Below are 21,884 nucleotides of genomic sequence, written 5' to 3' on the forward strand. Positions count from 1 at the left end.
CTAAGCCGTAGGCGACTCATTGACTAAATTGCGAAGCAATGACTAAGCAAATGTGTTGTAGTTGCGAAGCAACTACAACACATTTGCAGTCTGCTCCTTAATCTTCTCTAACTCATCCTTCATATTCACGACTAGTCGCTGAATAGTGGAATCATTCGCTTTAGAGCCTATTGTGTTGATTTCTCGGCCAATTTCTTGGGCCATAAAGTTGAGTTTTTTTCCGTTTCCTTCAGCTAAGATTTCGATGAAATAGTCCAAGTGTGTAGCTAAGCGTACTTTCTCTTCGGAGATGTCAAATTTTTCGATATAGTATACGACCTCTTGTTCGAATCGGTTTTGGTCAAAATCTTCTTTTAAACCTAATTCTAGTAGGGCATTACGCATCCGTTCGCGGATACCTGGCATTCTAATTTTATCTTGCTCGAGTACTTGTGTCAGTCCTGTTTTGATGGAGGCAATGTATTCGCGGAATTTATCTTCTACGACTTTTCCCTCTCGGGCACGGAATTCTTTGCATTCTTTAACGGCTTCTTGTACGGCTTCGAATACGATTTTCCAAAGTGCTTCGATTTCCTCTACGTTGTCTTGTGAATGATCCGAAGCGTTCAAACTAGGCATGGACATGGCCTGTAGATACAAGGCGTTTTCGTCGATATTCGTGATCCCTAGTTCGGTCGCTACACGTTTTAATTCGGTAAAATAGGTAGCAATTTGACCTTGTGGAAGGATGCTTTGCTCTACGTTCTCATTGTTTTTTTGGAGGTGCAGATTCAGCTCCATTTTACCTCGCTCTAATTGCTGGGTGAGGTAATTGCGGATATCTATTTCTTTAGCTGAAAGCGATTTAGGAACACGGCAAAATATATCCGTAAACTTCGAGTTTAGACTTTTGACTTCGACACGGATTTGCAGGTCTTGGAGTTCTTTTTGGGATTTTCCAAAGCCCGTCATGGAGTAGATCATATGGTTTCTTTTTTGGCCTTAGCCGCTTGATAAAAGGCAAATACAAGGAATAAAAGCATCGCGATGGAAGCTGCCAAATCAATTTTATTTCCCGTAATCACGGAAACGGGGGCAAATTTAAATTCAATGGTATGTTTCCCTGCAGGAATCGCTAAGCCACGTAAGACATAATCCGCCTGTACGTGATTCGTTTCTTTTCCATCGATATAAGCCTTCCAGTCTTTGTTTCCGCGGTAGTAAATCTCGGAAAACACGGCGAAGGCAGCCGCTTTCGTGTCAGAGGTATAAGTCAAATGATTCGGTTTGTATTCCGTCAATTGAATGTTGCCATCCGTCTTGAATGTGGCGGTAGGTACGAAAGCGGCATCTTTTTGTTCTACTAAAGCCACAGAGCGTGGATCGATTTTGCCAATTCCATTCAAGGCATCATCCGCAGTAGGAACGACATTTACGCTAGATACAAACCAAGCATTACCTAAAGTGCCTGGATTCGTTTGTGGTGCTAATTGACCAGTAGAATCAGGGCTCAAAATGTATTTCGTATTCAGCATATTCAGGATGTTCATTTGTCCTGGGTTGCCTGTAAATTGTTTCTCAATCAATTCTTGGTAACGACGCAATTTAGCTGCGTGGTAACCACCTAAAGATTGGTGGTAATAAGACGTAGTGGCATCACTCATAAAGTTTGTTGCTACATTTACCACACGGTAATGTGTGGAATCTTGTAGGATCTTTTGATCAGCTGGAGTAGGTAGGATTTGTTCGTCTAGCGTAGCCTTGGAAACAAAGAAATCTTTGCCAAAATAGCGTTTCGCCACCGGCGTTAAATCAAAAATACCTAAAAGCACTAATGCGATTAACCAGATGGATTTTTTCACTTTCCCTGTACTTGCCACCCATAAAATACCTGCCCCGATCAATACAATAAAGAAACTACGGAAGGCATCGGATTGAAATAATTCAATGCGATCTAGTTGGATGGAGCGCCAGATTTGGTTATTCAGGGCGGTGTCTTGGATCAAGGCTCCTCCAAAATTGGGTCCTTTAAAATCAAAGAACAAATCCGGTGCCATACCGAAAAACAAGGCAAGACCACCACTTAATCCGGCTGCATAAAACAGCGGTTTTTTGATTTCTGACCAGCTCGATTTTTGTTGAATGAATCGAATCAACCCTAAAATACCTAAGCTAACAAAGCCTAATTGCACAAAGGAAAGTACCATCGTGATGGCCCTAAACTTGTTGAATAGGGGGAAGTATTGGAATAGAATTCCATTAAAGAAGAAATATTTACCCCAAGCGAAGGTGATGAATAAGGCTGTGAATCCGATGATCCACCATTTTTCGGCTGATTTGATGTAGAAGGCTCCAAACAAAAACAGGAAGATCACCAAAGCACCCGCATAAGCAGGGCCTGCGGTATAGCTTTGTTCTCCCCAATAGGCGGGTCCTTTTTCGACGAATCCTAAAGCTTGTTCGTCGGGAATACCTGCGTTAGACATCGTTTGGTAAGTATTCGAAGCCGTTCCACCTAAATCTCCCGCAGAAGCTCCCCCCATGAAATTAGGGATTAATAAAGTTCCTGTTTCAGCAATACCGTAGGACCAATCGAAGGCATAGGTTTGGTCTAAACCATCTCCACGCGATTTATTCGCACTTAGTTCGGAGGCACCACGCGTTGTTTCTTTAGCATATTCGTAGTTATTCCAAAGACGCATCGAGTGCGTTCCTAAGGCTAAAACTAAACCCAAACCCAGCAATAATCCGCGCTTCAACCACTCTACCACTGTTTTGTGAATAATGGCTTGAGATAAGGTGTAGATTTTATAAAATCCAATGATGAAGAAAAGGTAATAGGTGATTTGGACGTGGTTAGCGTATAATTCCAATGCCATTCCTAGCGTAAACAGAGCTGCACCTAGCCATTTGCGATTCCCCCAGCCTAATTTTACTCCCGCTAAAACGATGGGGGCGTAGGCCAAAGCAAGCACTTTCGAGGTGTGACCTGCTGGAATAATGACCATATTATAGGTCGCAAACGCGTAGAAAACAGCCCCGGCAAAGCCTAAAATAGGGGAGGATCCCATCGCCCAAAGTAAAATATACATCCCTAACATTTGAAGGACAAGCAAATTCACGGGGCTGGGAAGTAGATTGGTAATGAAAGAACCTATTTTGGCAGAAATCGAATACGGATACGATCCTGAAATCTGGTAGGTGGGCATCCCGCCAAACATCGAGTTCGACCACCAGGCATCCTCACCGGTTTTTTCTTTGTATTGAATGCTCTCCTGTGCCGCCGCTTGGGCTTGCTGAATATCATGTTGAATCAAAACTTTCCCTTGCAGAACCGGTCCACAATAGATAAAAGCGATCAATAGGAAACCCAAAAGGACAATCCCATGGGGGGCAAAGGAGCGCAAATTCATTTTCATAGCTTATGAAATCGATACTAATTCTAGTTCAAATGTTAAATCACGGCCAGCAAGCGGGTGATTGGCATCTAAAGTGACGTGAGAATCTGTTAAATCAGTGATCACTACTTCTACCACGTGACCACCATCTTGGTGCATGGAAAGAGAGGCACCTAATTCTAATTCGATGTGTGTGGGGATTTGAGCGCGCTCAAGCGTTACCGTATTTTCTGGAGAATGCTCGCCATAAGCCTCAGCTGCCGGAATAACAACGGTTTTTTTCTCGCCAATGGTCATGCCAGTTACGCCATCATCAAAACCTTTGATGACCATGCCTGAACCTAATTGAAATTCAAGGGGTGTTCTTCCTACAGAAGAGTCAAAAATAGCACCGTCGGTGTGTTTACCAGTGTAGTGTACGGCAACCTTGTCGCCGGTTTTTGCAATAGACATAATGAATCGTTATAAATTGGAAAATAAGCTACAAATAACACGAAAATTTGTAGCCTTTCCAAGCCTTTGGCCTACGATTCAATGGTCTGAAGCGTGTATTTTTGTTGAATAAAATGCAATTCGTTTTCCATGCTTTCTAAGGTATTCAGGAATGACTTTTTCGCTAAGGCTGGAACGGTTTTATAGTATTCGATTCCTGATTGCAGATTTGCGGTGAAAATTTGGAAATATTTCGTCCGTTTAGCCCAAGTCTCCGTATTGATTTCTTCTTCGATTGATTCTACCAGGAAGTTCACATAGAGTTCTAGTTCTGCCAAAAATAGGTGTGGACGACTCTCTTTCGTCAAATCTTGGATGCGACCATAGATATGATCAAGCATGGTTTTAAGGGAAACAATTTGGGAGAAATTGGCGATGTTCGGACCTGGACACATGGTCACGGCGGTTAGTTTTTTGACAAATGATTCTTTATTGACGATAGCTGCAGAATTGCTTAACCCTACGCAGAGGCATTCTTTGGCTAAAATCTCTTCTTTTTTTGCTTGTCCTTCCGGTGTCGCTAATTTTAGTTGAATGTATTTTTTCGATGCGGTACAAATGGGTTCCGTCGTAAATTCGGTATTAAAAGCTAAATGTTTTTCCGTACAAGGGCTTCCTGCCTTGTTTTGTTTTATCCGATTTAAGCGCTCTTTGTGGCCAGAAGTGCCTTTTAGATAATTAAATCGAATGCCGAGAGGAGAACTTTTGCTTAAAACAATATCCTCTTTTTTCGATGCTGCAAGCAATTGCATCGTTTCCTCATCCACCGTGGTCGCTTCAGGAACTAATAAGAATGGTGAGCCCCATCCGGTGCTGTCTACCGCATAATAATCGTGTAATAATTGGTCCTCCTCGTGCGTTCCGATGCCCCCTTGTACAGAAATTTTAATGGCGGGAGCTTTCTCTCCTTTTTGAAAAAGGGAGAACATCGTGTCGATTAATTCTTGTTTTTTTGTTTTGAATTCTTCTAAAATGGGGCCAAGCAAATACCCATCTGTCGCAAATGCATGTCCACCACAATTCAATCCTGATTCGATGCGAAATTCACTTACCCAAATGCCTTTTTTGGCCAAATATTTCCCTTGAATCAAGGCCGATCTAAAATCGGTCACCTTGACGATAACCTTCTTTTTACCGGTTTGGAAATCCTCAAATTGTTCTAAATAATTAAATAAACGGGGATTCATGCCCGCTGAAAAAACAAGAGATGAATTACGTAACTCACTGAGTGCATAGCCTCTTAATGCCGCCACCGCATCGGAATTTTCTTCTTTTATATCCCCATTCGGGCTTGGATTACTTTTATCCAATTTGGTCATAATATTTACATCGATGCTTCCTGGCTGCATTTTTGACCTTAATTCATTCGCTAACATCCCCTTTTTAGTGGGGCAATCCGTTTTCAATAGTTGCGTGTAAGAGGCCCGTAGAACTGAATCGGTGGGCAACATCTCAAAGTACTGGTCGATTTCATTTCCTTCTCCAAAAGCTTCTTGCTGTAAGGTTTTGAACTGCTTCTGCACGATACGATGGACTAGATTTAGGTAACTCGTAATCCTTTTCGCCCGGTAATCCTCCACATTAGGTCCTATGGGTTGGTAGTCATCTCCGGCTACTTCGCTATACTTTTTTCGCATCATTTCGATCAGGCGATCTTCTGCTAAGGAGAGGACGGAGGAAATGCCAAAACGGGCCACTTTAATAGGGGAGTCCACCGTAAATGCTAATCCCATAACGGGGATATGGAAGGTATGATTTGATTTTGAGTTCATCTGGAAAATTTTGGAGGCTATATAAAAGCCTTGCAAAATTACCCTAGCGATGGAGGGGGATAACTGATGGAAATCATACGCTAGAATGAGATAAGTCAAGTATCTCTACTCTCTTATCTATAATCTCCTTTATTCTTTGTGCTTTATTCTTTACACAAAGAAGCTTGGTACTTCAACGAAAGCGTATCCCCTAATTCAATCGCCGTCTTAAAATCCAAGCAGGCATCGTCAATCAGACCAAGGTGCAGTAGATTAATTCCCCGATTATAATAGGTCTCCGCATAATAAGGGTAGCGAATGATGGATTTAGAAAAGTCCTTTATGGCGCCTTTATCGTTCCCTAATTTAGATTTGAAGTAACCTCTGTAGAAGAAATAATCCGCATTCGTGGAATCAAGGCGAATGGCTTTAGTTAAGTCAGAAATGGCACCCGAGTATTCTTCCATGGAACCTCGTGAAAAAGCTCTGGCGAAGTAGATTTCGGGGTTTTTAGGATCTTTTGTCAGAGCCACCGAAAAGTTATACGTCGCCTCTTTGTATTTTTCTTGTTGAATTTGGGTGAGGCCAGCGGCATATTGTAGCATGCAGCTAGGTAAGAAAAAGAGGGCAAAAAGGGAGGCAAATAAACGGATCATTTAAAGGTAACGATGGTGATTCCCGCACCGCCACGGTCTGCGTGTTCGTCAGTGATGTTTTTGATTTCTCGGTATCGCTTTAATTGTTCACGAATTAACGTTCGTAAAATTCCGTCGCCTTTTCCGTGCAAAATTTGAACTTCTGGAACGCCTAATAGGAGGCAATCGTTGATGTATTGGTCTAAAATGACATAAACCTCTTCGCCGCGCTTCCCTCTGATATCTAATTTTAGCTGAAATTGCGCCATGCGATCGTTGATGTCGATGCCACGAAGTGGCGCTGTACTTTTCTTTTGCTGTTTGGGCGCGACGATTTTTTGGAGGCGATTCAGTTTAATCGTACTGCGAATGGCTCCCAGAGAAATGACTGCGTCTTTTCCTTTTAGTTCCAGAATTTGTCCCAAAGTAGGTTCGTCACCACTCCCTTTAATCACTACCCAATCACCCACAGCGATCGGGGAGTTGGCATAAACGATTCCGGGAGTTTCGGAAACGACCTTTAATGGCGCTACTATTTTCAATTCTTTTTGTACGAATTGTTCTAAATCCGCACGCAATTCCTTCGTCTTTTCTTTATCGGCCTCTTTCTCGCGGATCTGTCTGATGGTCTGCTCGATGCGTTGATTCGCCTCTTGGATGATTTTTTTCGCCTCTGCTTTCGCCGCATTTAACATCGCTTTCTGCTCTTCCTGCACGTGATTTTTCAGACGCTCGTAGTTTTCCTTGATAGATAGAGCTTGCTCATTAGCTAAGGCTAAACTGGCGTTTTTACTCTCCCAAATCTGCTTCTCCGTTTCCGTTTCCAGTAATAACTTATCAAAATCCACCTGCTTCTTGCCCAATTTCTTACGCGCATTTTCGATGATGGCTTTAGGTAAACCAATTTTCTGCGCAATTTCAAAGGCAAACGAACTTCCCGGTTTTCCCATATCCAAAATGAATTGGGGTTCCAAGTGCTCGGTGTCGTAGCGCATCGCGGCGTTGAAAAGTCCTTTTTGGCGATCAGCCAGACTTTTTAAGTTGCCAAAGTGCGTGTTAATTGCGCCGTAACATCCTTTATCAGCCAGTTTCTCTAAGATGGATTCCGCAATCGCACCCCCTAAAGAGGGCTCCGTTCCCGTACCAAACTCATCGACTAAAATCAGCGTTTTCTCGTTCACGTGCTGCAAGAAATACCGCATATTACTTAAGTGAGACGAATAGGTACTTAATTCATTCTCTAAATTTTGCTCGTCCCCCATATCTAGGAAGAGTTGGGAGAAGAAGCCCATCGTACCACCTTCAGCTAAAGGCACTAAACAGCCGGATTGAAATAAGAATTGCAATAAACCTACGGTACTTAAAGTAACTGATTTACCTCCAGCATTAGGTCCAGAGACGACCATGATGCGCCGATCTTCTTCCAATCGAATGGTCAACGGTTTAATCTTTTTGCCAATTTTTTCGAGCGATTTTTCCAATAAGGGATGCCGCGCATCAGTCCAATTAACGATCGGTTTATCTTGAATAAACGTGGGTTTGATAGCATTGTGTTCACTTCCCCACAGGGCTTTGGCCCGAATAAAATCAATCAAACCTAACCACGAAAAGGCGTGGGCTAAAAAGGGTGTCAAAGGACGAATTCGATCCGATAGTTTCGATAAAATTTGGATAATCTCACGACGCTCAGCCGATTCCAAGGATTTGATTTCATTGTTCATCGCCAGCGCATCTGCGGGCTCTAAAAAGACCGTTTTACCGGTATCTGATTCATCTTGAACGAAACCTTTGATCTTTCGCTTGTGCTCCGCCGCTAATGGAATCACCATTCGGCCATTACGTAAGGTTAACGAGAAATCCTTGCTCACCCAGCCCTCTTTATAGGCTTGGCTTAAATACGAATCGAGTTTTTTACGTAGACTTTGTTCCTCCTTTATCCTCTGGCGACGTAAATCGCCTAAAGCAGGGGAGGCCGTTTCCTTGATTTGACCGTTTACATCAAATACGCGGTCTAAATCTTGAATGATGGGTAGTATTTGTCTGAAATCTCCCTCGCTCTCCGCGCCTTTGGCGAGAAAATGCTGGGTGATTTTATGTATTTCTGGGTATTCGCTTGAATCAATTGCCGCAAAGAACCGGATGGTTTCATACAAAACCGTTAAGGCCCGTTGCCAATCCCTCCATTCATCCGCCGATAAATAATGGCCTTCCAGCTGCAATGGACTTAGATAAGAACGTAAATCGTAGTAATCTGTCTGCGGAAATTCGCCACCGTGCTCGCCCAAAATGCGGCCCATCTCATCGACCTGTTCTACCCATTGCTTGACTAAAGGGAAACGATCTGAAAAGCGCATTTTATCCGCGTATTCTAGCCCCATCGGACTTAAGCAAAGCTGCTTAATTTCCTCTTTTACCTGGTTGAAACCCAGTTTTTCGGCAAGATTTAGAGGGTAATTCATAGCTGGAAATGCGACTTTATTTTTTCGAGTAATACCTCGTTGATTTTATAATAACTTTCAGTGGTCCAACCTGCCACGTGCGGACTGAAAATGGTGGCTGGATAAGCGGCGATTTCGGCGAAAAGTTCTTTTTCTACTGGCGACCAAGTGGATAACTTTTCGTTTGGAAGCACATCCAGCGCCAATCCCTTGATTCTGCTTGTACGTAATCCGTGTAACAAGGGTTCCAGTGGAGCAATAGGTCCTCGAGAACTATTGATCAGTATGATGGGCTTTTTGAAAGATGCTAAAAACTCAATTGAAACTAATCCGCGCGTCTCAGAAGTCAAGGGGATATGCAAACTTACTATATCAGCCTGTTCAAATAGCTGCTCCATCGTAGCTGGATAATCAGCTGATGGGGTGTATTTGTCATAGGCTAAAATGGTCATTCCGAAACAAGCAAGTCGCGAAGCGACCGCTTTACCCATGTTTCCATATCCGATGATACCGATGGTCTTTCCTTTGAGTTCAAATCCCCGATTACCTTCTCTTTCCCACAATCCGTGACGTACTTCGGTATCCGACGTATGTAGTTTGTGCGCAAGCGATAATAACTGTCCAATAACGTGTTCCGCCACCGCGTCTGAATTTCCCTCATTGGCAGAGAAAACCGCGATTCCCCTGGATAGGCAGGCATCGACATCTAATAAGTCTAGCCCTGCGCCTGCTCGAGCGATGAAAGTCAATGTGGTATCTGTCAGTATGTCCGCCGTGATTTTGAATTTACTTCGAACAACTAATCCTTCGTAATTAGGCAAAATAGACACAAACTCTGTAAGTGTAAGATCAGTACGAGTCTCCACCTCGAATCCCAAATTCGTTAGCCCTTCTGCCATCGAAGGATGAACCTCGTCGACGATCAACACTTTACGCATTCATTCGGTTTTTTACGAGATCTAACGCTAAAAATAAGGCTTGAAGAAAAGAACCTGGATCGGCTACGTTTTGGCCAGCAATATCATAAGCTGTTCCATGGTCTGGAGAGGTTCGAATAACAGGTAAACCAGCTGTAAAATTCACACCTGAGTCAAAAGCGATGTATTTGAACGGAATCAAACCTTGATCGTGGTACATACCCAGAACGCCGTCAAACTCTTTGAATTGCGCTTTTCCGAAGAAACCATCCGCTGGATAAGGCCCAAAAACCAAGTTGCCTTTTGTTCTAAATTCATCCACTACCGGTTGAATAATCTCTAATTCTTCTTGTCCTAAAAGTCCTGATTCACCTGCGTGTGGATTTAAACCCAACACAGCTAAACGAGGTTTGTCAATCGAGAAATCTTCCTTTAAACTCTTCAAGAATAAGGTGATTTTTGTGCGCAATAAATCAGCGCTTAAGGCCTTAGAAACCTCTAATAGAGGAATATGGCCCGTAGCAACGCCCATTCTAAAGCCATCTGAAACCATCATCATAAGAGATGATTTTGCTTCGAAACGATCGGTCAAATATTCCGTATGTCCAGGGAATTTGAAGTCTTCGGATTGGATGTTGTGTTTATTGATTGGAGCAGTTACGAGTGCGGAAATTAGTCCGCGATCTAAGTCGTTCGCGGCTCTTTCTAGGCAATCAAAGGCGGCTTTCCCTGCTTCTTTGGTCTCTTTTCCGGGTTCTACCACGGTAGACGCATCGTCCCAGCAGTTAATAACAAAGCTTTCGCCTGATATAGCTTCGGAGGCTTCTTGAATCACGGCGATGGACCATTCTTTTAATTCGAATTTTTGGCGGTAAAAATCCAATACGTTGGCAGAACCATAAATCACAGGCGTACACCACTTTAGCAAGCGAGGACTGGCTAAGGATTTCAAGATTACTTCCGGTCCGATTCCGTTGTAATCTCCTAACGTGATACCGATGATAGGTTTCATAAAAAGCAATTTTTTGTTCGACCTGCAAGTTAAGAAAAATCGCTCGAAGGCGGTAGAATTATTTTTCTTGGTAACGAACCTAATAAATATGGTATTTTTTTAAGTTTCACCAAATAAAATGCGGTATTTGGTGCGAGTTTCACAATATATTTAGCATTTTTGTTAGAATCTCCTATTTTATTGATTATGCCAAAATCATACGTTAAAAAAATCTCCAGTTTATTGATCGCTAACCGCGGTGAGATTGCTATCCGAATCATGCGTGCCGCGTCCGAATTAGGAATTCGTACCGTTGCCGTTTATACCTTCGAAGATCGCTATTCCTTGCACCGCTATAAAGCCGATGAAGCTTACCAAATCGGGAAAGACGACGAGCCTTTAAAACCTTACTTGGACATCGAGGGCTTGATTTCTTTGTGTAAATCGAAGAAAATCGACGCTATTCACCCGGGTTATGGTTTCTTATCGGAAAACGTAGTGTTGGCAACTCGCTGTAGAGAAGAGGGAATCGTTTTTGTGGGCCCATCTCCAGAAGCGATGAACGCGTTGGGAGATAAAGTGGCGGCGAAAGTGGCTGCATTGAAAGCCAATGTACCCATGATTGAGGATTCGAAAGGGGATTTGGCTGATTATTCTTTGGCCCTATCCGAAGCGAAACGCATTAAATTCCCCGTGATGGTGAAAGCGGCTGCCGGCGGTGGTGGACGTGGAATGCGCGTAGTGAGAACGGAAGAGGAATTAGAAAAGGCGTACCAAGAGGCAAAGAACGAGGCGAAAAATGCCTTTGGAGATGACACCTTGTTCATCGAGAAATTCATCGATGATCCGAAGCACATCGAAGTACAATTATTAGGGGATCAGCATGGGAATTTAGTGCATTTGTATGAACGCGATTGTTCGGTACAAAGACGTTTCCAAAAAGTAGTAGAGATCGCCCCTTCTTTTGGTCTAAAAGAAGAAACTAAACAAAAATTATACGCTTACGCGCTTTCCATAGGTAAAGCCGTAAACTATTATAACGCAGGAACGGTGGAGTTTTTGGTCGATAAAGACGAAAATATCTATTTTATCGAAGTAAATCCGCGTATCCAAGTAGAACACACGATTACAGAAGAGGTGACGGGCATCGATATCGTCCGTACCCAAATTCTAATCGCCCAAAATTACAGATTATCCGATCCCGGTATTTTTATTCAAAACCAAGCGGACATCCCGCTAAAGGGTTTCGCGATCCAATGCCGTATCACGACGGAAGATCCAGCGAATGGATTTAAGCCGGATTTTGGAACAATTATCGCCTATCGAAACGCAGCTGGTTTCGGTATTCGTTTAGACGAAGGATCTTCGTATCCCGGTGTAAAGATTTCCCCGTATTTCGATTCGATGTTAGTGAAGGTGTCTGCCAAAGGCCGCACGCTTCGCGGTGCGTCCGAACGCTTAAACCGCGCGCTGACCGAATTCAGAATCCGTGGGGTAAAAACGAACATCCCATTCTTGCGCAACGTCATCACGCATCCGGTCTTCCAAGAAGGCCACTGCACGGTGCCATTCATCGCGAACCACCCGGAATTATTCAACTTCAAACCCACACGCGACCGTTCCACCAAGGCGATTCGCTACCTGGGAGAGGTAATCGTTAACGGAAATCCGGATGTGAAAGTGAAGCCTACGGCTCCTTTCCGCACCCCGATTATCCCGTATGTGGATCCAATGTCGGAATACCCGAAAGGAAACAAACAATTATTAACGGAAATGGGTCCGGAGAAATTTGCGAAACACATCCGTGATGCGAAGCAAATCTATTTTACGGACACGACCTTCCGCGACGGGCACCAATCGCTTTTAGCGACTCGTGTCCGCACCCAAGATATGTTAGCCGTGGCTGACGGTTTTGCGAAATCCTTCCCTCAATTGTTCTCGATGGAGGTTTGGGGTGGTGCTACCTTCGACGTGGCGATGCGTTTCTTGCAAGAATCTCCTTGGAAACGCCTGCAAGAGTTCCGCGAGGCGATGCCGAATATGCTATTGCAAATGCTTTTCCGCGGTTCTAACGCCGTGGGATATTCGGCTTACCCTGACAATTTGATTGAAAAATTCGTGGAGAAATCCTCTGAAGCCGGAGTCGATGTCTTCCGTATTTTCGATTCCTTGAACTGGATCGATGCGATGAAAGTCTCGATCAAAGCGGTTCGGGAACGCACGCCTGGCATCGCTGAAGCAGCGATTTGCTATACGGGTGACGTCTTTACAAACGAGAAATACAATCTACAATACTACGTAGATATGGCGCGTCAGCTCGAAGATGCCGGTGCTCACATGTTAGCGATTAAGGATATGGCCGGTCTTTTGCGTCCATTCCAAGCAGAAAAATTAGTCACCGAATTGAAGAAAGCGGTCGACTTACCCATTCACTTGCATACGCACGACACGGCCTCTGTTCAATCAGCGACCTATTTAAAGGCCATTGAAGCCGGTGTGGATATCGTAGATGGGGCTTTAGGAGCGATGTCTGGTTTGACTTCACAGCCTAATTTGAACTCGTTAGTGGCGATGATGCAAGGTCACGCGAAAGCATCTGACCTGGATTTAGACCTGTTAAACGAATATTCGAATTATTGGGAAGCGGTGCGTACGATGTATACGCCGTTCGAATCAGAACTGAAAGCGGGAACCGCTGAGGTATACAATAATGAGATTCCGGGCGGTCAATATACGAACTTACGTGGCCAAGCGATTGCGCTAGGTGTGGGCGACAAGTTTGAACAATTGAAGCGTAATTATACGGAGGCGAATACGCTTTTTGGCGATATCGTGAAAGTAACTCCATCCTCGAAAGTGGTGGGGGATATGGCGATTTTTATGACCGCGAATTCGTTAACGGCGGAGGATGTATATGCCAAAGGAGCTACTTTATCCTTCCCTGAATCCGTCAAAGACTTCTTCAAAGGCGGCTTAGGTCAACCTTACCAAGGATTCCCTAAACAACTACAGGAGATCATCCTAAAAGGCGAGCACGCAATCGAAGGTCGTCCAAATGACCATTTGGCACCCATCGACTTCGACGCAGATTTCAAGACCTTTACGAAGAAATTTCCAGAGGCAGAAGATGGATTCTTCGATTACTTATCCTACAAAATGTACCCGAAAGTCTACGAGGACTATTACAAGAATTCGGCTTTATTCGGCGAATTGTCAGCCCTTCCTACGCCAGCCTTTTTCTATGGCTTGAAGCAGGATGAGGAGATTATGATCACGATTGAGCCAGGCAAGACGATCATCGTGAAGTTCCTGTACATGTCTGAGCCTGACGAATCAGGTCTGCGCAATGTAACATTTGAATTAAATGGCCAGGCACGCCGCATTAAGATTTTGGACAAAAACGTCAAAGTCGAACGCGCGCAACACGCGAAAGCGAAAGTGAAAGGTGATATCGGTGCTCCATTGCAGGGTCGTTTATCTCGTATTTTGGTGAAACCAGGCGACGAGGTGAAATTAAATGCTCCATTGTACGTCATTGAGGCGATGAAGATGGAATCGATTGTTTCGGCTCCATTTGAAGGAATTATCGGTAATGTGTTATTGACTGAAGGAACGGTGGTAGAGCAAGAGGACTTAGTATTGACTTTGGAAGAAGCGAAACTACCAGAACCAGACGTAGAGGAATATTTATTCGTATACGGAACCTTGCGCCGCGACTGTGGAAACGATTTACACCGCTTGATCGCACGAAATTCGGATTACATCGGCATGGCGACCTACCAAGGTCAGATGTACCAAGTGGCTGATTATCCGGGTATTATCCCATCGGATGACGCGAAAGACCAGGTAGTGGGCGAATTGTATTTATTGTCCAATACGATCAAATTATTGAACGTATTAGATGAATACGAAGAATTCAATACAGACAAACCAGCCGAAAGTCTTTTCGTGCGCGAGCAAGTTAAAGTAAATTTGAAAGGCAAGGAAATCGAAACCTACGCGTATTTATACAACAAGAAAATCGATCCGAAAACGCGCATCGCGTCTGGGGATTATGTGAAAGGCTAATGAAAAAAATCGCCCTTTTCTGTTTGTTATCATTCGCTTTACAGGCGCAGAGTCCGTTGTTAAAAGCGCACGCACACAATGATTACGAACACGAAAGACCATTTTTTGAGGCATTTCAATCAGGTTTTGGTTCCATTGAGGCGGATGTATATGCCGTGAATGGACAATTATTGGTGGGTCACGAACGGAATCAACTGAGTCTGAATCGCAATTTGAAGGATCTGTATATTGACCCCATTATCCGCGTCCTAAAAGCCAATAAAGAGGGGGATTTTCATCAATTATTGATTGATTCGAAGACCTCATCGGATTCCACCTTGCCGCTGATTATTGCTGCTTTGAAGCCTCATGCAGAACTTATTCAACAAAAAGGATTCCGAATAGTGATTTCCGGTAACCGCCCAAAACCCTCCCAATACATTGAATCCCCAGCTTGGATCACCTTTGATGGTCGTTCGAATGAGCGTTTTCCCACTTCTAAAGTGTTGTTAGAGAGTGAATCGATGTTGAAGTTTGGCTTTTGGGCTGGACAAGGACCTATACCAGCAGCCTTGAAAGAAAAACTCAAAAACTACGTGGATCAAGTCCATGCAAACGGCCGAAAAGTACGTCTTTGGGCTACCCCAGATTCCCTTTTAGGGTATCAAGCACTGTTAGATATCGGTGTGGATTACATCGGTACGGATAAGCTGAGTCTATTAGCAGATTATTTGAAATTCAGCGAGAGTAAATAAGCTGTGGGAGAGGCTTTTATAATAAAACCTCCTCCTATGACAACTAGACGCGAATTTTTGGCCATTACCTTGGCTACAACACTTCCAGTTTCTTCTCTTTTTGCTGCGAAAAAATCCTATTCTTTGGGTTATTCTGCCATCACTTGGAATGGGCAAGATGAGCAGGCGATTCAAGAAATTTCAGCCCTAGGTTTCAAGGGAATACAGTTACGCGCGAATTCATTTGCAAAATACAAGGATAATCCTGCCGCTTTAAAAGCCTTATTAGATTCATCAGGCTTGCAATTATGTATGTTTTCGAGCGGCAATGTTGAGATTGATGCAGCCAAAGTAGAGGCATCCATCGCCCAGCACGTTAGGCACGCTGCTTTCGTAAAAGCCCTAGGTGGTACGTCGATTCAATTAACGAATTCCTTACGCAAGAAAGGGGTGAAGCCAGAGGAGAAAGACCTTATTCGTTTAGCAGAGGTCATGAACGAGATTGGTGCCAAAACGAAAGAATTAGGCATTCAAGCTACCTACCACAACCACATGGACCAGTTTGGGGAAACACCTGAGGAGGTTGATTTGCTCGTAAACCACATGGATCCGGCTAAAATCAAATTGCTATTAGACGTAGCTCATTATTTCCAAGGCGGCGGTAATCCGGCAGATGCGGTGTTGAAATACCGTAAAGTTTTACAGGCATTACACGTAAAAGATGTGCGTCAAACCGAGCCTCGCTACCGTTTCGTCGAATTAGGGCAAGGTAAAGTGAACCTAGAGGAGGTATTCGCTAACTTGGACAAAATCAAGTTCAAAGGCTTCGCCATTGTTGAATTAGATGCCGTTCCAGACGCGGGTAAAACACCCTTATCTTGTGCAGAAACGAGTAAGGAATTTTTAAAAACGAATATTCAGTATCCTTTTTCTTAAATTGCAGCCTAATCTAGAATCAAATGGCGAGCAAAAAGGATCCTGCAATTGGATTTATCTTTATCACTTTATTAATTGACGTTCTCGGAATCGGCCTAATTATCCCCGTTTTACCTAACCTTATCAAAGGTTTTGTGGGTGGAGATATTTCCGTTGCCTCTCAATATGCAGGCTGGTTAATGGCGTCCTATGCCATTATGCAGTTCTTGTTTTCTCCTGTTTTAGGTGGATTATCGGATCAGGTGGGTCGCCGTCCGGTGATTTTGGCCTCTTTATTCGGCTTCACGATTGATTACCTTGTTTTAGCCTTCGCGCCCAATATTCTTTGGTTATTCATCGGTCGCATCATGTCAGGAATCACTGGTGCCAGTTTTACGACGGCTCAAGCCTACATTGCGGATGTGTCAAAGCCGGAAGATCGGGCAAAGAATTTTGGTGTCGTAGGAGCCGCTTTCGGTGTAGGATTTATTATTGGACCTGCGATAGGTGGGATGCTAGCGTCTTATGGTGATCGAATTCCCTTCTTTGCCGCGGCGGGTTTAACTTTAATTAATGGGATTTACGGCTATTTTGTCTTACCAGAATCCCTAGCAAAATCGAACCGCCGTCCCTTTGACATCACGCGTGCGAATCCCTTAGGATCTTTAAAGAATTTGACAAAATATCCAGTGATCGCGGGTTTGGTAGGAGGTTTCTTCTGCCTGCAATTAGCCGGTCAGGTGCACCCTAGTACGTGGTCCTATTTTACGATGAAGGTTTTTGGCTGGACACCGGATCAAGTAGGCTATTCTTTAGCCTTTGTCGGTTTAATTGTAGCCATTGTGCAAGGAGGTTTGGCCCGTATTATTATGCCCAAACTAGGTGAAATACGTGCGATCTCTTACGGTTTACTCCTGTATGGCATCGGATTTTTTATGTTCGCCTATGCGACTAAATCTTGGATGATGTATGCCTTTATGATTCCTTTTGGGTTGGGGGGAATTGCAGGACCAGCTCTCCAAAGCCTGATCACTCAACAAGTAGGTCCGAATGAACAAGGTGAATTACAGGGTGGATTGACTAGTTTACAATCTATTACGACTATTTTTGGCCCTCTTTTGGCCTCCAATTTATTCGCCTATTTCGCCTCTGAACAAGCGCCCATTTTATTCCCAGGCGCAGCCTTCTTTATGGCTGCCATTTTAGTATTGATTGGCTGGTTTATCGTGATGCGTTCCATTCCGAAAAAAGCTCAATAATTTTACTATCTTTCGAAAAATAAACCCCTATATCATGAAAACAATGATCAAATCAATCTGCCTCGTAGCAGGAATGTTAGTCGCTTCAGTGGCGTCTGCTCAATCGACTGAGGAAATTTTAGCTAAGCACGAAGCTGCCATGGGTGGCGCTGATAAATGGGCTGCCGTGAAAACAGCCGTTGTAAAAAATAAATTCTCTGTTCAGGGAATGGATATTGAAAGTAATACGTCTTTAGTGATCGGAAAATCTTTTCGGACAGAAGTAGCTGTCATGGGAAATAAAATCATTACGGTCATTGATGGAAATAAAGGTTGGATGAATCGTCCTGCCATGATGGGCGGAACGGGTGAGCCAGAAGATATGCCGGCTGATCAAGTTAAAATGGCAGGTTCTCAATTGATGTTGGGTTCTATTTTGACGAACGCAAAGAAGGACGGATATAAGATTGATTTAGTCTCTAAAGAGAAATTGGATGGAGCTGATGTATATCTGTTGACCGTCACCAAACCATCTGGAGAAGATAGTAAGGTATATGTTTCTACTGCAACTAATTTTGTGGTGAAGACGCAAGCTAAAGTTCAAGTAAATGGTCAAGAGGTTGATTCTGAAGTGAGCTTCTCTAACTATAAAATGGTCAATGGCTTAGCTTTCCCTCATACCGTTGAGACGCCAAGTCCGATGGGTGGAACGATGACAGTAGAAACCGTGTCAGTGGAAATTAATCCTACGATCGACCCGGTGATCTTTGCAAAACCTAGTAAATAATTGAGCGATTTTCGCTGCATTAAAAAAGGGCTTCATATCTGAAGCCCTTTTTTTAGGGTAAAAATTGTTGGATGTGATTCCTCGCACTTCGAATCGCTTTGTCGATATCCTCTTCTGAGCCTTCATAGGCCTTATCTTCTACTTCAATCACGATTGGACCTCGGTACCGTACGTCGTTTAAAGCAGAAATGAACTTCCCCCACTGTATATCGCCAAGTCCTGGAATTTTAGGGGAATGGTATTCTAATGGATTCGCTAAAATCCCCACGCGATTCAATTTTTCAGGATATACTTTAACATCCTTTAAGTGCACGTGGTGAATCCGATCCGCATAGTGGTAAATAGGGTAGGTATAATCCATCATCTGAAAGACCATATGAGATGGATCATAATTTAGGCCAAAATTCGCCGACGGAATGATCGTAAATAATTCATCCCAAATCTTGGGCGTCGTCATCAAATTCTTTCCTCCAGGCCATTCATCATCGCTAAAGAACATGGGACAGTTTTCAATGCCTATTTTAATCTGTAGCGTATCTGCTAACGCAATAATTTCCGGCCAAACCTCCGAAAACCGACCGATATTATAAGCCACATTCTTCGTATAATCACGGCCTACAAAGGTATTCACACGCGAAATGCCTAAAACGGCAGCTGCTTTAATGATTTTCTGGATGTGCTCTCGGTAAAAAGCAGCTTGCTTTTCATCAGGATCCAATGGATTCGGGTAATAACCTAAAGCGGATATTTTGACCGGATGTAGATCTAATTTCGCCTTCAAGGCTACAAGATCCTCTGTGGATAATTGGTCTACTGAAATATGCGAAACACCCGCATACCTGCGCGCATCCGAAGAGGAAGAGGGCCAACACATGACCTCTACACAGGCAAAATGTTGTTGTTGCGCATAATCTAAAACCTCAAAAAGACTTTTGTGAGGGAGAATCGCAGAGACAAAACCAAGATCTAACATCTTATTTCCTTTTTTCTAAAACGTAAAACAAAGCAAACGAGCCGGATGCAATCCAAAGACCCACCGCTTCTCGTGCTAACTCTTGGTTATGTGTCTTCATGCTCAAGCCATCTGTTAAGAATCCTTCCCAAGCCGTTATTTCAACCCATAATTGCAATCCTGCGAATACAGAGAGAAAAAATAAGACGATCAAAAGCTCTGGATTCGTTTTGCCACGCATCGCCTGCAAAGCGGTATAAACTGCTGTAGCATAAACGGGTACCCACAAAATAGGGTCCGGGTCATTCAACTGCCAGTACGTAAACATTAAAAAGACGAGGCCGAAAATACCTCCCAAGATGAATTGTACGTTTCTCATATTAATTACATAGGTTTTTTACGGCTTCAGCCGCACCTGGATAATTCAATTTTTGCGCTTGTTGAAAGGCAAGGCATGCTTTGTCGTTTTGTTTCGATTTGATATAGCTTAGGCCTAGTGCGTAATAAGCTTTGCCAAAATTCGGATTAATCTCAGCGGCCTTCGCAAAATCAGCTACAGCTCCGGCGTAATCCTCTTCTTGAAAAAGGATGTTTCCGCGGTTGTAAAAGGCATTAATATCTTTTGGCGCCAGTTTAATGGCCTGTGTAAAATCAATTTTAGCTTTGGCTGGTTGTGCAAGGGCCGCTTGAATAATCCCTCTTTGGAGATATCCTGCGCTTGAATCCGGCTGCGAAGCGATGGCTTTATCCGTAGGCGCTAGGGCTTTATCCCAAACCCCTTGTTCCATCAAAACCGCACCTAAATTCAATTGAGCGGTATAGATGGAAGGTTTTAAATCGATCGCCTTTCGGTAAGCGGCTTCTGCCTCTGGGTATTTTTTTTCTTGAAATAGAATGACCCCTTGAAGGTTATATGCTTCCGCCAAACCGGGATTTTTCTCAATCGCTTTCTGCAGTGCTTCTTTCGCAGAAACCGTTTCCCCTTTCTGTAAACGTGCTTTCGCCTCGTCTAACCAAGCCTCACCCGAAGTAGAACAAGCCCAAGCAACACTAAGGCTAACCAATAGAATCCATTTTTTCATATTTTAAAGTTAAGGGGCTAATCCAAAAAAACGATATTTATTTTGAAAAAAGCTGCTTTTTTGTCATCTTTGTGGTGGCAAATTACCAGCTCCCGCTGAATCCCCCAGGTCTTGATCGAAGCAAGGGTAGGTCGGTTGTAGCGGTGAATTTGCCATTTTTTTGTTATAAAAATCTGACCTATGAAATTTTTTATCGATACAGCGAATTTAGCGCAAATTAAAGAAGCACAAGATTTAGGTGTTTTGGACGGAGTTACGACTAACCCTTCCTTAATGGCTAAAGAAGGAATCACCGGGAAAGACAACGTCTTACGTCATTACAAAGCGATTTGTGATATTGTGGATGGAGATGTTTCTGCCGAAGTAATCGCCACTGATTACGATGGAATGATTCGCGAAGGTGAAGAATTAGCGGAGCTGGACGATAAAATCGTAGTAAAGATTCCTATGATCAAGGACGGTATCAAGGCCTTGAAATATTTTTCTGAAAGAGGGATTAAAACGAATTGTACGCTTGTATTCTCTGCGGGACAGGCTTTATTAGCTGCTAAAGCAGGGGCAACCTACGTTTCTCCCTTCATCGGACGCTTAGATGATATCTCTTTCGACGGTATCGAATTGATCGAGCAAATTCGATTGATCTACGATAACTACGAATTTGATACGCAAATCTTAGCAGCCTCTGTTCGTCACCCAATGCACATCATTAAATGTGCAGAAGCTGCAGCAGATGTGATGACTGGACCCTTATCTGCCATGTTAGCTTTATTAAAGCACCCATTGACGGATAGTGGTTTAGCGCAATTCTTAGCGGATCACGCAAAAGCAAATTCTTAATTAACCTAGGCGATTTTTATGTCTGTATTATCTTTTGAACAAGTAAGTATTTCTCAAGACGGTGTTAATACACTGGAAGACATTAATTTAACGATTAATGAGGGAGATTTTTATTATTTGATTGGTAAAACGGGTAGCGGAAAGAGCACCTTCTTTCGCAGTATTATTGCGGAAATTGGTCTTGAGTCTGGAACAGCTTCGGTGGCGGGTTATTCATTGAATACCATTAAGCGTTCAGAGGTGCCATTCTTAAGACGTAAATTAGGCTTCGTTTTTCAAGATTTTCAATTGCTGACAGATCGCAATGTCGAGAAGAATTTGTCCTTTGTTTTAGAGGCGACAGGTCACACGAATAAGGATGAAATACGATTCAAAATCGAGGAGGTTTTAGCGCGTGTGGGAATGAGTTCTGTCATTTCTAAGCGTATTCACCGTCTTTCTGGCGGAGAACAACAACGCATTTGTATTGCGCGTGCCATTCTAAATAACCCGGTTTTATTGCTTGCTGATGAGCCCACAGGTCATTTAGATCCGGAGGTTTCTTTGGAAATTATGCAATTATTTAAGGAGCTGAATCAAAGTGGAATGGCCATCATCATGGCGAGTCACGACTACAATACAATGGCTAAGGTTCCAGGTCAAATCCTGAAATGCGAAGGCGGTAAAATATTCCCTGTAGCCAGTCTATAAT

Annotated in this window: 18 protein-coding genes; 7 read left to right on the forward strand and 11 right to left on the reverse strand. The window is 43.4% G+C overall.

Annotated features, from left to right (window positions below):
* Positions 1-72: 72 nt before the first annotated feature.
* The 8 genes from G9X63_RS08900 to pdxA all read right to left on the reverse strand — a co-directional run bounded on the left by G9X63_RS08900 (position 73) and on the right by pdxA (position 10,622).
* The gene (locus G9X63_RS08900; protein WP_252622592.1) at positions 73-963 is read right to left on the reverse strand and encodes a YicC/YloC family endoribonuclease; all 891 of its coding nucleotides are present in this window, start codon (positions 961-963) and stop codon (positions 73-75) included.
* Positions 960-3,398, reverse strand: a complete 2,439-nt coding sequence (locus G9X63_RS08905; protein ID WP_252622594.1) for a YfhO family protein — start codon at positions 3,396-3,398, stop codon at positions 960-962. Before G9X63_RS08905 ends, G9X63_RS08900 begins: the two co-directional genes overlap by 4 nt.
* Before the next feature lie 3 nt (positions 3,399-3,401).
* Complete coding sequence (locus tag G9X63_RS08910) at positions 3,402-3,830, reverse strand: FKBP-type peptidyl-prolyl cis-trans isomerase (RefSeq protein WP_130896273.1); 429 nt, start codon at positions 3,828-3,830, stop codon at positions 3,402-3,404.
* Between the two features lie 71 nt (positions 3,831-3,901).
* Positions 3,902-5,641 carry a hypothetical protein gene (locus G9X63_RS08915; RefSeq protein ID WP_252622596.1) on the reverse strand — a complete coding sequence of 580 codons (1,740 nt, stop codon included), beginning with the start codon at positions 5,639-5,641 and terminating at the stop codon, positions 3,902-3,904.
* Positions 5,642-5,784: 143 nt separating this feature from the next.
* On the reverse strand, positions 5,785-6,225 hold the full coding sequence (locus G9X63_RS08920; protein WP_252622598.1) for a tetratricopeptide repeat protein: 441 nt from the start codon (positions 6,223-6,225) through the stop codon (positions 5,785-5,787).
* A gap of 47 nt (positions 6,226-6,272) precedes the next feature.
* On the reverse strand, positions 6,273-8,714 hold the full coding sequence (locus G9X63_RS08925; protein ID WP_252622601.1) for an endonuclease MutS2: 2,442 nt from the start codon (positions 8,712-8,714) through the stop codon (positions 6,273-6,275).
* On the reverse strand, positions 8,711-9,631 hold the full coding sequence (locus G9X63_RS08930) for an NAD(P)-dependent oxidoreductase (RefSeq protein ID WP_252622603.1): 921 nt from the start codon (positions 9,629-9,631) through the stop codon (positions 8,711-8,713). The genes G9X63_RS08925 and G9X63_RS08930 overlap by 4 nt, the downstream gene beginning before the upstream one ends.
* Positions 9,624-10,622 carry a 4-hydroxythreonine-4-phosphate dehydrogenase PdxA gene (pdxA, locus tag G9X63_RS08935; RefSeq protein ID WP_130923885.1) on the reverse strand — a complete coding sequence of 333 codons (999 nt, stop codon included), beginning with the start codon at positions 10,620-10,622 and terminating at the stop codon, positions 9,624-9,626. The genes G9X63_RS08930 and pdxA overlap by 8 nt, the downstream gene beginning before the upstream one ends.
* A gap of 186 nt (positions 10,623-10,808) precedes the next feature.
* Between pdxA and G9X63_RS08940 the strand changes: the two genes are divergently transcribed.
* The 5 genes from G9X63_RS08940 to G9X63_RS08960 are packed head-to-tail and all read left to right on the forward strand — an operon-like array spanning position 10,809 to position 18,322.
* Positions 10,809-14,669, forward strand: a complete 3,861-nt coding sequence (locus tag G9X63_RS08940; RefSeq protein WP_252622605.1) for a pyruvate carboxylase — start codon at positions 10,809-10,811, stop codon at positions 14,667-14,669.
* Positions 14,669-15,403, forward strand: a complete 735-nt coding sequence (locus G9X63_RS08945) for a PI-PLC domain-containing protein (protein ID WP_252622607.1) — start codon at positions 14,669-14,671, stop codon at positions 15,401-15,403. Before G9X63_RS08940 ends, G9X63_RS08945 begins: the two co-directional genes overlap by 1 nt.
* A gap of 36 nt (positions 15,404-15,439) precedes the next feature.
* Positions 15,440-16,318: a sugar phosphate isomerase/epimerase family protein gene (locus tag G9X63_RS08950; RefSeq protein ID WP_130923882.1), complete on the forward strand. Its 879-nt coding sequence runs from the start codon at positions 15,440-15,442 to the stop codon at positions 16,316-16,318.
* 23 nt (positions 16,319-16,341) lie between these two features.
* Complete coding sequence (locus tag G9X63_RS08955; protein ID WP_130896281.1) at positions 16,342-17,556, forward strand: TCR/Tet family MFS transporter; 1,215 nt, start codon at positions 16,342-16,344, stop codon at positions 17,554-17,556.
* A gap of 34 nt (positions 17,557-17,590) precedes the next feature.
* On the forward strand, positions 17,591-18,322 hold the full coding sequence (locus G9X63_RS08960; protein WP_252622609.1) for a LolA-like protein: 732 nt from the start codon (positions 17,591-17,593) through the stop codon (positions 18,320-18,322).
* A 52-nt stretch (positions 18,323-18,374) separates the two neighbouring features.
* Here G9X63_RS08960 and G9X63_RS08965 read toward each other — a convergent pair whose 3' ends face one another.
* The 3 genes from G9X63_RS08965 to G9X63_RS08975 are packed head-to-tail and all read right to left on the reverse strand — an operon-like array spanning position 18,375 to position 20,356.
* On the reverse strand, positions 18,375-19,295 hold the full coding sequence (locus G9X63_RS08965) for a sugar phosphate isomerase/epimerase family protein (protein WP_252622611.1): 921 nt from the start codon (positions 19,293-19,295) through the stop codon (positions 18,375-18,377).
* 1 nt (position 19,296) lies between these two features.
* On the reverse strand, positions 19,297-19,653 hold the full coding sequence (locus G9X63_RS08970) for a transmembrane 220 family protein (RefSeq protein WP_252622613.1): 357 nt from the start codon (positions 19,651-19,653) through the stop codon (positions 19,297-19,299).
* Between the two features lies 1 nt (position 19,654).
* Positions 19,655-20,356 carry a tetratricopeptide repeat protein gene (locus tag G9X63_RS08975; protein WP_252622615.1) on the reverse strand — a complete coding sequence of 234 codons (702 nt, stop codon included), beginning with the start codon at positions 20,354-20,356 and terminating at the stop codon, positions 19,655-19,657.
* 180 nt (positions 20,357-20,536) lie between these two features.
* On the opposite strand from G9X63_RS08975, the gene fsa reads away from it, so the two are divergent.
* A complete protein-coding gene (gene fsa / locus G9X63_RS08980) occupies positions 20,537-21,193 on the forward strand; it encodes a fructose-6-phosphate aldolase (protein WP_130896286.1) in 657 nt (218 codons plus the stop codon).
* 18 nt (positions 21,194-21,211) lie between these two features.
* Positions 21,212-21,883 carry a cell division ATP-binding protein FtsE gene (locus G9X63_RS08985; protein WP_252622617.1) on the forward strand — a complete coding sequence of 224 codons (672 nt, stop codon included), beginning with the start codon at positions 21,212-21,214 and terminating at the stop codon, positions 21,881-21,883.
* The last annotated feature ends 1 nt before the right edge of the window (position 21,884 follow it).

This window comes from Aquirufa antheringensis (genome assembly GCF_023921165.1).
Classification (GTDB): Bacteria; Bacteroidota; Bacteroidia; order Cytophagales; family Spirosomataceae; genus Aquirufa; species Aquirufa antheringensis.

What these genes read in the sequence shown, in the direction of transcription:
- G9X63_RS08900 (WP_252622592.1), bottom strand. Translation starts at nt 963, where the DNA reads ATGATCTACTCCATGACGGGCTTTGGAAAATCCCAAAAAGAACTCCAA.
- G9X63_RS08905 (WP_252622594.1), bottom strand. Translation starts at nt 3,398, where the DNA reads ATGAAAATGAATTTGCGCTCCTTTGCCCCCCATGGGATTGTCCTTTTG.
- G9X63_RS08910 (WP_130896273.1), bottom strand. Translation starts at nt 3,830, where the DNA reads ATGTCTATTGCAAAAACCGGCGACAAGGTTGCCGTACACTACACTGGT.
- G9X63_RS08915 (WP_252622596.1), bottom strand. Translation starts at nt 5,641, where the DNA reads ATGAACTCAAAATCAAATCATACCTTCCATATCCCCGTTATGGGATTA.
- G9X63_RS08920 (WP_252622598.1), bottom strand. Translation starts at nt 6,225, where the DNA reads ATGCTACAATATGCCGCTGGCCTCACCCAAATTCAACAAGAAAAATAC.
- G9X63_RS08925 (WP_252622601.1), bottom strand. Translation starts at nt 8,714, where the DNA reads ATGAATTACCCTCTAAATCTTGCCGAAAAACTGGGTTTCAACCAGGTA.
- G9X63_RS08930 (WP_252622603.1), bottom strand. Translation starts at nt 9,631, where the DNA reads ATGCGTAAAGTGTTGATCGTCGACGAGGTTCATCCTTCGATGGCAGAA.
- pdxA (WP_130923885.1), bottom strand. Translation starts at nt 10,622, where the DNA reads ATGAAACCTATCATCGGTATCACGTTAGGAGATTACAACGGAATCGGA.
- G9X63_RS08940 (WP_252622605.1), top strand. Translation starts at nt 10,809, where the DNA reads ATGCCAAAATCATACGTTAAAAAAATCTCCAGTTTATTGATCGCTAAC.
- G9X63_RS08945 (WP_252622607.1), top strand. Translation starts at nt 14,669, where the DNA reads ATGAAAAAAATCGCCCTTTTCTGTTTGTTATCATTCGCTTTACAGGCG.
- G9X63_RS08950 (WP_130923882.1), top strand. Translation starts at nt 15,440, where the DNA reads ATGACAACTAGACGCGAATTTTTGGCCATTACCTTGGCTACAACACTT.
- G9X63_RS08955 (WP_130896281.1), top strand. Translation starts at nt 16,342, where the DNA reads ATGGCGAGCAAAAAGGATCCTGCAATTGGATTTATCTTTATCACTTTA.
- G9X63_RS08960 (WP_252622609.1), top strand. Translation starts at nt 17,591, where the DNA reads ATGAAAACAATGATCAAATCAATCTGCCTCGTAGCAGGAATGTTAGTC.
- G9X63_RS08965 (WP_252622611.1), bottom strand. Translation starts at nt 19,295, where the DNA reads ATGTTAGATCTTGGTTTTGTCTCTGCGATTCTCCCTCACAAAAGTCTT.
- G9X63_RS08970 (WP_252622613.1), bottom strand. Translation starts at nt 19,653, where the DNA reads ATGAGAAACGTACAATTCATCTTGGGAGGTATTTTCGGCCTCGTCTTT.
- G9X63_RS08975 (WP_252622615.1), bottom strand. Translation starts at nt 20,356, where the DNA reads ATGAAAAAATGGATTCTATTGGTTAGCCTTAGTGTTGCTTGGGCTTGT.
- fsa (WP_130896286.1), top strand. Translation starts at nt 20,537, where the DNA reads ATGAAATTTTTTATCGATACAGCGAATTTAGCGCAAATTAAAGAAGCA.
- G9X63_RS08985 (WP_252622617.1), top strand. Translation starts at nt 21,212, where the DNA reads ATGTCTGTATTATCTTTTGAACAAGTAAGTATTTCTCAAGACGGTGTT.